At 54.0% G+C, this 13,697-nt stretch carries 11 protein-coding genes; 6 read left to right on the plus strand and 5 right to left on the minus strand.

The genetic code is table 11. The features are described 5' to 3' along the window. Positions 1 to 56: 56 nt before the first annotated feature. From mnmG to asnC, 3 genes are all read right to left on the minus strand, one after another. Entirely contained in the window at positions 57 to 1,946 is a 1,890-nt protein-coding gene (gene mnmG, locus V2154_RS21690) for a tRNA uridine-5-carboxymethylaminomethyl(34) synthesis enzyme MnmG (RefSeq protein ID WP_353503781.1), read from the minus strand. 379 nt (positions 1,947 to 2,325) lie between these two features. After that, entirely contained in the window at positions 2,326 to 2,769 is a 444-nt protein-coding gene (mioC, locus tag V2154_RS21695) for an FMN-binding protein MioC (protein WP_353503782.1), read from the minus strand. 89 nt (positions 2,770 to 2,858) lie between these two features. Further along, entirely contained in the window at positions 2,859 to 3,320 is a 462-nt protein-coding gene (asnC, locus tag V2154_RS21700) for a transcriptional regulator AsnC (RefSeq protein WP_100936558.1), read from the minus strand. 154 nt (positions 3,321 to 3,474) lie between these two features. Here asnC and asnA point away from each other — a divergent pair, with 154 nt between their 5' ends. Next, on the plus strand, positions 3,475 to 4,467 hold the full coding sequence (gene asnA, locus V2154_RS21705; protein ID WP_353503783.1) for an aspartate--ammonia ligase: 993 nt from the start codon (positions 3,475 to 3,477) through the stop codon (positions 4,465 to 4,467). A 9-nt stretch (positions 4,468 to 4,476) separates the two neighbouring features. Here asnA and viaA read toward each other — a convergent pair whose 3' ends face one another. Continuing rightward, positions 4,477 to 5,946 (minus strand): ATPase RavA stimulator ViaA, encoded by a 1,470-nt coding sequence (gene viaA / locus V2154_RS21710; protein WP_353503784.1) that lies wholly within the window; start codon positions 5,944 to 5,946, stop codon positions 4,477 to 4,479. A 3-nt stretch (positions 5,947 to 5,949) separates the two neighbouring features. Further along, positions 5,950 to 7,458 (minus strand): ATPase RavA, encoded by a 1,509-nt coding sequence (gene ravA / locus V2154_RS21715; protein WP_353503785.1) that lies wholly within the window; start codon positions 7,456 to 7,458, stop codon positions 5,950 to 5,952. Between the two features lie 301 nt (positions 7,459 to 7,759). On the opposite strand from ravA, the gene kup reads away from it, so the two are divergent. The 5 genes from kup to rbsB all read left to right on the plus strand — a co-directional run bounded on the left by kup (position 7,760) and on the right by rbsB (position 13,663). Continuing rightward, entirely contained in the window at positions 7,760 to 9,628 is a 1,869-nt protein-coding gene (gene kup, locus V2154_RS21720; RefSeq protein ID WP_353503786.1) for a low affinity potassium transporter Kup, read from the plus strand. Between the two features lie 210 nt (positions 9,629 to 9,838). After that, positions 9,839 to 10,258, plus strand: coding sequence for a D-ribose pyranase (gene rbsD / locus V2154_RS21725; RefSeq protein WP_353503787.1), 420 nt, complete (start codon positions 9,839 to 9,841; stop codon positions 10,256 to 10,258). A gap of 7 nt (positions 10,259 to 10,265) precedes the next feature. Beyond that, positions 10,266 to 11,771, plus strand: coding sequence for a ribose ABC transporter ATP-binding protein RbsA (gene rbsA, locus V2154_RS21730; protein ID WP_353503788.1), 1,506 nt, complete (start codon positions 10,266 to 10,268; stop codon positions 11,769 to 11,771). A 6-nt stretch (positions 11,772 to 11,777) separates the two neighbouring features. Further along, positions 11,778 to 12,749, plus strand: a complete 972-nt coding sequence (gene rbsC / locus V2154_RS21735; RefSeq protein WP_034794402.1) for a ribose ABC transporter permease — start codon at positions 11,778 to 11,780, stop codon at positions 12,747 to 12,749. Positions 12,750 to 12,772: 23 nt separating this feature from the next. Next, positions 12,773 to 13,663, plus strand: coding sequence for a ribose ABC transporter substrate-binding protein RbsB (gene rbsB, locus V2154_RS21740; protein WP_034794404.1), 891 nt, complete (start codon positions 12,773 to 12,775; stop codon positions 13,661 to 13,663). The last annotated feature ends 34 nt before the right edge of the window (positions 13,664 to 13,697 follow it).

The following is a 13,697-nucleotide window of genomic DNA, read 5'->3' on the forward strand; positions in this document are numbered from 1 at the left end:
AAAAGCGAGATTTGGCCACCAGACTGAAATCATCTGGCGGCCAGAACGAGAGGAAATTAGGCGCTGCGGCGCAGCAGACCTTGCTTTTTCAACCAGATAAGCAGAATCGAGATAGCCGCCGGTGTGATACCCGAAATACGGGTCGCCTGACCGATCGACGTCGGTTTGTGATCGTTAAGTTTGGCGATCACTTCGTTCGATAAGCCATTCACCTGACGATAATCGAGATCCAGCGGCAACAGGGTATTCTCGTTGCGCTGTTGTTTTTCGATCTCATCCTGCTGACGAGCGATATAACCTTCGTATTTGACCTGAATTTCAACCTGCTCAGCAGCCTGAACGTCCGGCACTGAAGGGCCAAACGGCGTAAGGCTGGTCAGCAGCTCGTATGTCATCTCAGGACGACGCAGCAACTCTTCGGCACTGGCTTCTTTCGACAGCGGCGCGGACAGATGCGCGTTAACCAATTCAACTTGCTCAGAGCGTGGGTTCACCCAAATGCCGCGCAGGCGCTGGCGTTCAAGCTCGATCATCTCTAATTTTTGGTTGAAGCGAGCCCAGCGAGCGTCATCAACCAAGCCCAGTTCACGGCCTTTTTCAGTCAGGCGTAAATCGGCATTGTCTTCACGCAGCATCAGGCGATATTCAGCACGCGAGGTAAACATGCGGTACGGCTCTTTGGTGCCCAGAGTGCACAGGTCGTCAACCAACACGCCAAGGTAAGCCTGATCGCGACGCGGCGCCCAACCTTCTTGCTCAAAGGCGTAGCGCGCAGCGTTCATGCCCGCCAATAAGCCTTGCGCTGCTGCTTCTTCGTAACCGGTGGTGCCGTTGATCTGTCCGGCGAAGAACAGGCCTGGAATGAATTTGCTTTCCAGCGTCGGCTTCAAATCACGCGGATCGAAGAAATCGTATTCGATGGCATAGCCCGGACGCACGATAACGGCGTTCTCCAGACCCTGCATGGAACGAACGATCTGCATCTGCACGTCAAACGGCAGGCTGGTGGAGATACCGTTTGGATAGACTTCGTTGCTGGTCAGCCCTTCAGGCTCAAGGAAGATCTGATGCGAGTTACGATCTGCGAAACGCATGACCTTATCTTCGATCGACGGGCAGTAGCGCGGGCCGATCCCTTCGATGATCCCTGCGTACATCGGGCTACGATCCAAATTATTGCGGATCACATCATGGGTTTTCTCATTGGTGTAGGTCATGTAGCAAGGGATCTGACGCGGATGCTGTGCCGCGTTACCCATGAATGAGAAAACCGGCGCCGGGTTGTCACCGTGCTGAGGCGCTAATGCGCTGAAGTCGATAGAGCGTGCATCGATACGCGGAGGCGTACCGGTTTTAAGGCGATTTACACGCAGTGGCAGTTCACGCAGGCGCTGTGACAATGAGATTGCTGGTGGATCCCCCGCACGGCCGCCGCTGTAGTTCTCCAGACCAATGTGGATTTTTCCATCCAGGAAGGTGCCAACGGTCAGAACGACAGACTTAGCACGGAATTTAAGGCCCATTTTGGTCACGGCGCCAACCACTGCGCCATTCTCAACAATCAAATCTTCAACAGACTGCTGGAAGATCATCAAGTTTGGCTGGTTTTCCAATGCTGTGCGAACGGCTTGGCGATACAAAACGCGGTCTGCCTGAGCACGAGTGGCTCGAACGGCTGGACCTTTACTCGCGTTTAGTATCCTAAACTGAATCCCCGCATGATCGATCGCCGTGGCCATCAAACCGCCCAGTGCGTCCACTTCTTTAACCAGATGTCCTTTCCCGATCCCACCAATCGCTGGGTTACACGACATTTGTCCTAGCGTGTCGATATTGTGGGTCAATAACAGGGTTTGACGTCCCATTCTGGCTGAAGCCATAGCGGCTTCGGTGCCTGCATGGCCACCACCGATGATGATGACGTCAAATTGTTCCGGATAAAACATGGTACTGCACCTCGGAGTTCATGCGATGAAAGGGTGTGTGGTGTTGGGAGGAGGGATTCTACTCAAGTTTTGAGGTTCCACAAGTCCCGGGGGATCGTCACTAATTAAAAGAAGATCTTTTTTATTTAAAGATCTCTTATTAATACTTCTATTAGGATCACGATCCTCTGTGCATAAGTCTTTATTGTCGATGAAGATCAACAAGCTAAGCACGATCGAATGCTGTGAATGATCGGTGATCCTGTTCAGTATAAGCTGGGATCAGAATAGAGAGTTATGCACAGCATGAAATGCGACCTAAGGTTGTTATAGGGATAACTACCGGTTTTACCCTGCTTTACAGCCTAGTTATCCACATCTGATCGCTGAATATTTACACTTATTTGAGCAAATTAATCCAATTGATCACCCAAATCTCAGCGGGATCTTCAGGAATTTCATGTTGGGTCACATCGATTTCCATGCGATCGCCAATTCTTTTCGCGCCCAACGCTGTCAGTTTTTGATCCAATGAACGGATCGCGCCACAAAAAGTATCGTATTCGCTGCTGCCAAGACCCAATGCCCCGAACTGTACTTTAGACAGATCCGGCTGCTGCTCTTCCAGCTGTTCCAGGAAAGGTTGAAGGTTGTCAGGAAGATCTCCTGCACCATGTGTTGAACACACCACCAGCCAAATACCTTCGGCCGGGACTTCATACAGCTCTGGACCATGCAATGTCTGAGTACTAAAACCGGCTTCTTCCAGCTTTTCTGCAACGTGTTCCGCTACATATTCGGCACTGCCAAGCGTACTGCCACTGATCAGGGTAATGGTAGACATAATGCTCTCACCTGATAAAAGAAACGACATTGTACGCTGTGAATCAGCTGGGATCTACCTGTGGATAATAGGGGTATATAAATTCGGCCTTATGGCTTGATGGTGCGCATAATGGGGTTCTGCAGGGAGATCAGCGTCTCCGTGGACTGAATCTCATCAATGGTCTGGATCTTGTTGATAAGTACGTGTTGCAGCGAATCAATCGAGCGGCACATGATCTTGATGAAGATGCTGTAGTGGCCGGTGGTGTAATAGGCTTCGACCACCTCTTCAATGCTTTCAAGCTTAGCCAGCGCGGAGGGGTAGTCTTTGGCGCTCTTGAGAATGATGCCGATAAAGCAGCAGACGTCGTAACCTAGCTGCTTTGGGCTGACGGTGATATTGGCACCGGTGATGATTCCTGCCTGTTTCATCTTCTCAACGCGAACATGGATGGTGCCGGGGCTGACGGCGAAAACCTTCGCCAGTTCGGCATAGGCCGTGCGCGCGTTAACCATCAGGGCGTTTAGGATGGCGCGATCGAGATTATCGATCTGATAAATTTCGGTCATTTTTTTCCTCTCATATTCTCGTATCAACAATTTATGCTGCCTAAAAATGAGGGATTAAAAGCCTTAAGGCAATATTTATTGTTGGATATTGAATCTATCTCTTACTTTGTTGCTTAATCAGTTCTATTGAAGACAAGGGAATGAGAAAACAACAATGAAAACCCAATTTATCGAGAAACAGCGTCAAATTAGCTTTGTGAAATCCACCTTCTCCCAGCAGCTGGAAAAGCAGCTAGGCCTGATTGAAGTGCAGGCACCTTTATTAAGCCAGCTGGGCGACGGCACGCAGGACAACCTCTCCGGCAGCGAGAAGGCGGTTCAGGTGCATGTGAAATCCTTGCCAGACTCGACCTTTGAAGTGGTTCACTCTCTGGCGAAGTGGAAGCGCAAAACTCTCGGCCAGCACGACTTCAGCGCGGGCGAAGGGCTGTATACCCACATGAAGGCTTTGCGCCCAGATGAAGATCGTCTGTCGCCGGTACACTCTGTCTGTGTCGATCAGTGGGATTGGGAACAGGTGATGGGCGATGGCGAACGAACGCCTGAGTTTCTTAAAGCCACGGTGCGTAAGATCTACGCCGGTATAAAGGAAACCGAAGCGGCGGTGAGCCGTGAGTTTGGCCTGACGCCGTTCTTGCCGGAGGAGATCCACTTTGTCCACAGCGAAACTCTACTACAGCGCTTTCCGGAGCTGGACGCCAAGCAGCGCGAGCGCGCCATTGCTAAAGAGCTGGGCGCGGTGTTCCTGATGGGCATTGGCGGCAAACTGTCTCACGGTAAATATCACGACGTTCGCGCGCCGGACTACGATGACTGGAGCAGTAAAGGTGAAGCCGGGCTGTCTGGCCTGAACGGCGATATTTTGGTGTGGAACCCGATTTTGGAAGATGCGCTGGAACTGTCGTCGATGGGCATTCGCGTTGATGCCGCGACTTTAAAGCACCAGCTAGCGTTGACTGATGACCAAGCTCGCTTGCAGCTCGACTGGCATCAAGCATTGCTGCGCGGTGAGATGCCGCAAACCATCGGCGGCGGAATTGGCCAATCTCGTTTGGTGATGCTGTTGCTGCAAAAGCCGCATATCGCGCAGGTGCAGTGCGGCGTCTGGTCGCCACTGCTGCACGACAGCGTTGAAGGCGTGCTCTAAAACTACCGTTTAAGGCCGCTGCCAGCGACGCTGGACGCGGCTTTTCATCCCGGTATCAAAGCGCCAAATGTGGTCGAAGATGCGCATGATGCCGGGCTTGCCGTATTGCGACATCGCCAGAGCATGGAAACGGTGATGTTTATCCTGCTGTAAATGCTTCACTCTCTTCTTAACTTCTTCCGGCAGCCGCTGGGCGATGAAATCCGAGATGATCACCGCGTCGGCGTCCTGCCACTCGGGTGATGACAGCTTATCTAAGGTGGCGGTCAGGCAGGCAGCCAAGTCGGTACCGCCCCTGAAATGCTGGCCGAGAAAGCGCAAAGCCTGATCCAACCCGTTGGAAGAGGTCAACTCGTAATGAATCACCTGACTGGCGAACAGCATGATGTAGCAGCGGCGGTTGTCGGCCAGCGCAATTCTCAGCAGCGCCAGGCAGAACGCTTTGGCGCACTGCTCATTAAATCCTCCCATTGAACCCGAAGTATCCACGCAGATGACAAAAGGCCCGCGCGGCTGGGGTTCTTGCTGCTGATGCACCACCGGGCGTTTGACCACTTTTTCGCGCCACACGTCGCCTTGCAGTCGGTAGGTCATTAGGCGCTTTTCCAGCAGGCGTCGGTAAAACTCATACTCCAGCTCGGGGATCCCCAACGTCCCCAGCTCGGTGGGCATCAGGCGCAAAATATCGTCGCTCTGATGAATGCCGTTCACCTCTTCGGGCACCGTGGCGGGCTCGCGCACCATCAGCCGATGTTCTTCCATCTTGGCATCTTCGTGCGGGCTGGTTTTGGCTTTCTGACTGCGACCCAGCTGCTCGGCGAGCCTCTGCAACTCAGGCTGCTGCTGCAAAAAAGCGCCGTAGCGCGACAGCGACTGCACTTCGCCACGCTGCCGCTGGCCCTTGCTCATATCCCACAGCCGTCCGGCGGCGGCATCGTTCTCTGCTAATAAAGGAGAGAGTTCGCCGCTGAGTTCCAGCCGCTGCTGTAGCTCTTCCTGCAACTGTTCCTGTTCCTGCTCGAGCAGCTGATGATGAACGGTCACCGTCTGGAAAGTAAGATTCAGCCGCCAGCGCTGGAGAAACAGAGTGTGGAAGCTATTGCCGGTTTTCGGGACTCGCGTCTCCTCGGCGTTTTGCTGCAACGAGCGCGCCTCGGTAATAAAGGGAGAGTTTAGCGACTCAAGCTGCTCAATCAGCGCAGGCAGCTCGGCCTGAAAGGTGGCGGCGTCAATCTGCTGGCAGTGCTGATAAAGGTAGAACTCTTTGGCGAGGTCCGGCGGCACCGGCGTATCGTGGATGCGCTGGCGCAGTCTGAACTTCCACTCGGGCAGGTCTTTGGTCAGCGCGCGCTTCAGTCGTGGGAACTTTTCGAAGAAAATCGCCAGCTGCGGCGTGGCCAGCAGGCCGATGATCAGCTCCTCGATCAGCTCACCTTCGCTGATCGACAATAAGAGATCGAGGGATTCCAGACTGAGCATGGATCAGTGTCCGCTGAACAAGTCTTGCTGGTGGCGGAGTTGCTCCGACACCGCCAGCAGGCTGGCTTCAATCTTCGCGGCCCACTCGGCGGCGACAAACAGGCAGTTTTGATGCTGGCTGAACTCGTGGCGCTGCTGGTTAAACTTGGCATTCAGCCCTTCCAGCCTGCTTTTCATCTCATCGGGGACGGCAATCTGCTCTTTGCCCGGCAGAGTCAGCGGCGTCGACTGGCGGCTGATATCCAGCACCAGAAGCTGCAGCTTGTCATCCACCTCCGCCTCAATGTTCTGCGCGAATCCCATGCCGTTGAGCTTCACCTTCAGAACCCCTCCTTTATTAAGCCACTCGTCGAGCACGCTTCTTTCCACCAGCAGATGGGAAACCTGAATATCGTGCAGATGAAGCGGGGTTTGCAGCAGTAGGGTCAGGCTGCTAGCCGCCAGCGTATCCGGCAGGCTGTATTGCGGCTTACGGCTGAAAATACCCGCCTTTTTGAGCACTTTGATCGACTGCCTGGAGCTTTGCTGCTGCTGATACTGCATCCATTCCTGATTCAGCTGGCGCAGCTTCATTAATAGCGTCTGCTGTTGGTAAGCCTGTTCGGTGATCATCTGCTCGATTTGGGTTTGCAGCAGGTGGTAGGTGTTCAGGTCGTGCCACAGGCAATCTTTCAGCAAAATCAGGTCGATAGGCGTGATGGCCTGACGGCCGCTGAAGAAGGCGCAGGCTTGCAGCAGGCGCAGGGCTTTCTTCCAGCGGCGGTCCGAAACATAGGGCGCGGTGTCCAGCGCGTCCAGACGCTGGCGCAGTTGGAAAATCAGCTCGAAGCAGGATTCCGGCAAGGTCACCTTATCTATTTCAGGCTGCCACTGCTGATACTCTTCATCGCTAATGCTCAGGGCTTCCGGCACCAGATTGGCGCTTTCGTTTGGCCGGGAAGTCAGCAAAGAGCGGAAATTCTGTTTATCCTGCACCTTGTCCAGCCATAGGCGGATTAGCATACGGTCATAGAGTGCCTCAAGGCTGCCGTCGGCCTCAGGCAGTTCATTGGAGGCGCTGACCAGCAGGCGCATCGGGATAGCATCCTCGCGCTCGCCGTTACGAAAGCGTCGCTCGTTAATGGCGGTCAGCAGGGTATTGAGGATGGCCGGGCCGGCTTTCCAAATCTCATCCAGAAAAACAATCTCCGCCTCGGGCAAATAGCCGGAAGTCAGGCGTAGATAGCGGCCTTCGTCTTTCAGGGCTTGAATCGACAGCGGGCCAAAAACCTCTTCTGGGGTGGAGAAGCGCGTCATCAGGTATTCAAAAGCGCGGGCGTGGCGGAAGGCAAACTTAAGGCGGCGGGCAATCAGGCTTTTAGCGATGCCGGGCGGCCCGAGCAGAAACACGCTTTCGCCGCACAGCGCGGCCAGCAGGCACAACCGGATGGCTTCCTGACGCTCGTACAGTCCGTGTTCTAAAGCATTGGCAAGACGGGCAATCCGTTCTGCAAGTAAAGGAGAATGCGCCATACTGAATCTTCCGGTTTCCGTGAGTAAATGAGATCAGTGAAATTACTGGGCTGGGAATGATAATAAACCATGGCCTATTTTTATTGATATAGCTTACGGATATAGATTGTTGATTACACAAATCTTTCTATTATAGATACTGTGGGTTTATCTGCGTTAATCGCCAATTCCTTGTTTATATAGGGGTAGGCAATTGGATTTATTCGTGCATACTGTGCGCCGTTTAGTGGGCATTCAGCCCTGAGCGCATCTTTCGCTTACGGAATTCTTTGCATAAAAGAGCAGCAAAAAGAAACCAATTATGAGCACAGAACATAAACGGTCACTCCCCGCAGTAACCCTGGCCGCCATTGGTGTGGTTTATGGTGACATTGGCACCAGCCCTCTCTACACCTTGAGAGAGTGTTTTTCAGGCCACTACGGCTTTAACGTTGAACCCAGCGTTGTCTTTGGTTTCCTTTCCCTGATTTTCTGGATGCTTATACTTATTGTCTCGCTGAAATACCTCACTTACGTGATGCGCGCAGACAACGCCGGTGAAGGCGGGATCTTGACCCTGATGTCCCTCGCGGGCCGTAACACCTCGGCGCGAACCACGGCGGTATTAGTGATCCTCGGGCTTATCGGCGGCAGCTTCTTCTATGGCGAAGTGGTGATCACCCCGGCGATTTCGGTGCTGTCGGCGATGGAAGGCTTAGAGATTGCCGCCCCGTCGCTCGACCCTTATATCGTGCCGCTTTCTATTACCGTCCTGACGTTACTGTTCATCATCCAGAAGCACGGCACCGGCATTGTCGGCAAGCTGTTTGCCCCGGTGATGCTGCTGTGGTTCCTGACGCTGGCGGTGCTAGGTATTAACAGTATTGCTCAAAACCCAGAAGTGCTGCGGGCCATGAACCCGATGTGGGCGGTGAACTTCTTTATTGAGCATAAATCCTTCTCCTTCTTTGCGCTCGGCGCGGTGGTGCTTTCCATCACGGGTGTTGAGGCGCTGTATGCCGATATGGGCCACTTCGGCAAATTCCCTATCCGTCTGGCGTGGTTCACCGTGGTGCTACCTTCGCTGGTGCTGAACTACTTCGGGCAAGGCGCACTGCTGCTCAAAAACCCCGAGGCGATTAAAAACCCGTTCTTCCTGCTGGCACCTGACTGGGCGCTGATCCCACTGCTGATTCTGGCGACCCTCGCCACCATTATCGCCTCGCAGGCGGTGATCTCCGGCGTGTTCTCCCTGACTCGTCAGGCAGTTCGTTTGGGCTATCTGCCTCCAATGCGCATCATCCACACCTCAGAAATGGAAGCCGGGCAGATCTACATTCCCGCCATTAACTGGACGCTCTATTTCGCAGTGGTTATCGTCATCGCCAGCTTCGAGCATTCGAGTAATTTGGCCGCCGCCTATGGTATTGCCGTGACCGGCACCATGGTGCTGACTTCGATTCTCTCCTGCACCGTGGCGCTGAAAAACTGGCACTGGAAAGCTTTCCTGGTCGGCATTCTGCTGGTGGTTCTGCTGTTTATCGACGTGCCGATGTTCGCGGCGAACGCCACCAAGCTGTTCTCCGGCGGCTGGCTGCCTCTGACCCTCGGCCTGTGCATGTTTATCGTGATGACCACGTGGAAAAGCGAGCGTTTCCGCCTTATGCGCCGGATGCACGAACACGGCAACTCGCTGGAAGCCATGATCGCCTCGCTGGAGAAATCGCCGCCGGTGCGCGTGCCGGGCACTGCGGTTTATATGTCCCGCGCCACTAACGTCATTCCGTTTGCCCTGCTGCACAACCTCAAGCACAACAAAGTGCTGCACGAGCGCGTGGTGCTGCTGACGCTGCGCACCGAAGACGCGCCTTATGTGCACAATGTTCGCCGGGTAACTATCGAGCAGCTCTCACCGACCTTCTGGCGCGTGGTGGCGAGCTACGGTTTCAAAGAGACGCCAAACGTTGAGGAAGTGTTCCACCGCTGCGGGCTGGAAGGTCTGCCGTGCCGCATGATGGAAACTTCGTTCTTTATGTCCCACGAGTCGCTAATCCTCACCAAGCGGCCTTGGTATCTCTACTTCCGCGGCAAGCTGTTTATGGCTCTCAGCCGCAACGCGCTGCGCGCGCCGGACCAGTTCGAGATCCCGCCTAACCGCGTTATCGAGCTAGGGACGCAGGTGGAAATCTAATTCGCCTGTGGTGAACAAAGGGCACTTTCGAGTGCCCTTTTGCTTTTCTAAACGCCGTGAAAAGTCATTAACTCAAATTTAGCGCGGCTTTCAAAAACGCGTAGCGAAACGTTTCGACGGCGATCACAATTTCATCACAAGGCGATTGCCAGTTTCTAGCATCGTCATAAACTCAGCAGTGAGCGAAACGTTTCGCTGTCGGAGTTCACAATGAAGAAATCACCGCTTTTAAATGCCGAAATCTCCTATGTCATTGCCAGGTTAGGTCATACCGATCAGCTGGTTATTGCCGATGCCGGTTTACCGGTACCCGCATCTTCCCAACGCATCGATCTGGCGCTAACTGCCGGTGTTCCTACTTTCTTGCAAGTTTTCAAGGTAGTGACCCATGAGATGCAGGTTGAGCGCGCGATTCTCGCCGAGGAGATCGTCGAAAAAAATCCTCAACTCCATGAAGCGTTACTCGCGCAGTTGAAACAGCTTGAGCAACACCAGGGAAACACCATCAGCCTTGAGTACATCAGCCATGAGTCATTCAAGGTGCAAACCGAACACAGCCGGGCCGTGGTCCGTAGCGGGGAATGTTCGCCGTACGCGAACGTTATTCTTTGTGCTGGCGTAACCTTCTGAGGCCTTTATGCAACCTTTGCTGCAACTCTCAGGGATTGATAAAGCGTTTCCCGGCGTTAAAGCGCTCTCCGGCGCGGCGCTAAGCGTCTATCCGGGCCGCGTGATGGCGCTGGTGGGTGAAAACGGCGCCGGTAAGTCCACCATGATGAAAGTGCTCACCGGCATCTATCAAAAGGATGCCGGTTCACTGCGTTTTCTGGGAAAAGAGGCCTCTTTTAACGGGCCTAAAGATTCTCAGGAAGCCGGCATCGGCATTATTCATCAGGAATTGAACCTGATCCCCCAGCTGACTATCGCGGAAAACATCTTTCTTGGCCGCGAGTTTGTGAATGGGTTTGGCCGCATCAATTGGAAGAAGATGTACGCCGAAGCCGACAAACTGCTGGCGCGCCTGAACCTGCGTTACAGCAGCCATCGTCTGGTGGGCGAGTTATCGATTGGTGACCAGCAAATGGTGGAAATCGCCAAGGTGCTGAGCTTCGAGTCCAAGGTCATCATCATGGATGAGCCGACCGACGCCTTAACCGATACCGAAACCGCCTCTTTATTTAACGTCATCCGCGAGCTGAAAGCGGCGGGTTGCGGCGTGGTCTACATCTCGCACCGCATGAAGGAAATCTTTGAAATTTGCGATGACGTCACCGTGTTCCGCGATGGCCAGTTTATCGCCGAGCGCCCAGTAAGCGAATTGCAGGAAGACACGCTGATCGAAATGATGGTTGGCCGCCGCCTTGAAGAGCAATACCCGCGCCTCAAGCAAGAGCGCGGCGCGCTGCGCCTGCAAGTGCGCAATGTCTCCGGGCCGGGCGTCAAAGATGTCAGCTTCAACTTATATGCTGGCGAAATTCTCGGTGTCTCCGGACTGATGGGCGCCGGTCGTACCGAGTTGATGAAGATTCTCTACGGCGCGCTGCCGCGTAAAGCGGGTTATGTCGCCCTTGATGGCCGCGAAGTTGTCACCCATTCCCCACAGGACGGGTTGGCGAACGGCATCGTTTATATCTCTGAGGATCGTAAGCGCGACGGCCTGGTGCTCGGCATGTCAGTCAAAGAGAACATGTCGCTGACCGCGCTGCGCTACTTCAGCCGCGCGGGTGGCAGCCTGAAACATGCTGATGAGCAGCAGGCGGTCGGCGATTTCATTCGCATGTTCAACATCAAAACACCATCCATGATGCAGCCTATCGGCCTGCTCTCCGGGGGTAACCAGCAGAAAGTGGCGATTGCTCGCGGGCTGATGACGCGCCCAAAAGTTCTGATCCTCGACGAACCAACGCGCGGCGTTGACGTCGGCGCCAAGAAAGAGATTTACCAGCTTATTAACCAGTTCAAGCGCGAAGGTTTGAGCATCATTTTGATTTCGTCAGAAATGCCAGAAGTTATCGGCATGAGTGACCGAATCATGGTGATGCACGAAGGCCATTTAAGCGGTGAATTCCCGATAGAACAGGCTACGCAAGAAGTGTTGATGGCAGCCGCTGTCGGCAAGCAATACGGCGTGACGCAGGAGTAATCAACTATGAGTTCTCAGACTATGCCAGCCAAAAAGGGCTGGTTCACAAAAGAATGGTTGTTAGAGCAGAAATCGCTGATTGCGCTGCTGGTGCTGATTGCCGTGGTCTCTTCCATGAGCCCGAATTTCTTCACACTGAACAACCTGTTTAACATTCTTCAACAAACCTCGGTCAACGCCATTATGGCCGTGGGCATGACGCTGGTTATCCTGACGTCGGGGATCGACTTATCCGTCGGTTCGCTGCTGGCCTTAACGGGCGCGGTGGCGGCATCGATTGTGGGCTTAGAAGTGAATGCGCTGGTGGCCGTCGCCGGTGCGCTGGCCTTGGGGGCGGCGGTAGGTGCCGTCACCGGGGTGATTGTCGCTAAAGGCAAGGTTCAGGCGTTTATTGCCACACTGGTGATGATGCTCCTGCTGCGCGGTGTCACCATGGTGTACACCAACGGTAGTCCAATCAGCACTGGATTCACCGATGTTGCTGATACATTTGGCTGGTTTGGTATCGGTCGCCCGCTGGGCATCCCGACGCCGGTCTGGCTGATGGTGGTGGTGTTTGCGCTGGCGTGGTACATGCTGCATCACACCCGTTTAGGACGTTATATCTACGCGCTGGGCGGCAATGAGTCCGCGACGCGTCTGTCAGGTATCAGCGTTGATAAAGTTAAAATTATCGTCTACTCCCTGTGTGGTTTATTAGCGGCTTTAGCCGGCATTATCGAAGTGGCGCGTTTGTCCTCTGCGCAACCGACTGCCGGTACCGGTTATGAGCTGGACGCAATTGCCGCTGTGGTGTTGGGAGGAACCAGCCTGTCGGGTGGTAAAGGACGTATTGTAGGAACGTTGATCGGCGCGCTGATCCTCGGTTTCCTAAATAACGGTTTGAATTTATTAGGCGTATCCTCCTACTACCAAATGATAGTCAAAGCAGTCGTGATATTGCTGGCTGTTCTGGTAGATAACAAAAGCAACAAATAACCTCCCCTACAGGAATTATGACCATGAATATGAAAAAACTGGCAGTTTGGGTTTCCGCAGCAGCAATTACCGCCTCTTTCAGCGCCAACGTATTGGCTAAAGACACCATCGCGCTGGTGGTTTCTACGCTGAACAACCCGTTCTTCGTTTCCATGAAAGACGGCGCGCAGAAAGAAGCTGACAAGCTGGGCTACAACCTGGTGGTGCTGGATTCCCAGAACAACCCGGCGAAAGAGCTGGCAAACGTGCAGGACCTGACGGTTCGCGGCACCAAGCTGATGCTGATCAACCCGACTGACTCCGACGCCGTGGGTAACGCCGTTGCCATGGCGAACCAGGCTAAGATCCCAGTGATCACCCTTGACCGTCAGGCAAGCAAAGGCGAAGTGGCGAGCCACGTGGCTTCTGATAACGCCTTCGGCGGTAAAATGGCCGGTGATTACATCGCTAAAAAAGTTGGTGAAAACGCCAAAGTTATCGAACTGGAAGGTATTGCCGGGACTTCCGTTGCCCGCGAACGTGGCAAAGGCTTCGCTCAGGCGGCTGAAAAGCACCACTTCACTATTCTGGCTAGCCAGCCGGCAGACTTCGACCGTACTAAAGGTCTGAACGTAATGCAGAACCTGCTGACTGCACACCCAGACGTGCAGGCGGTATTCGCTCAGAACGACGAAATGGCGTTAGGCGCGCTGCGTGCCTTGCAGACCGCGGGTAAAACTGACGTTCTGGTGGTCGGTTTTGACGGCACCGAAGATGGCATCAAAGCGGTTAACAGTGGCAAGATGGGCGCAACCGTGGCCCAGCGTCCAGACCAGATTGGTGTGATTGGCGTTCAGACTGCTGATAAAGTGCTGAAAGGCGAAAAAGTGCCTGCTGTTATTCCAGTAGATCTGAAACTGGTTGCACAGCCGTAATTGACAGACTCTGCGCCGCTCCTGTTGGGCGGCG

This window comes from Ewingella sp. CoE-038-23 (assembly GCF_040419245.1).
Taxonomy (GTDB): domain Bacteria; phylum Pseudomonadota; class Gammaproteobacteria; order Enterobacterales; family Enterobacteriaceae; genus Ewingella; species Ewingella allii.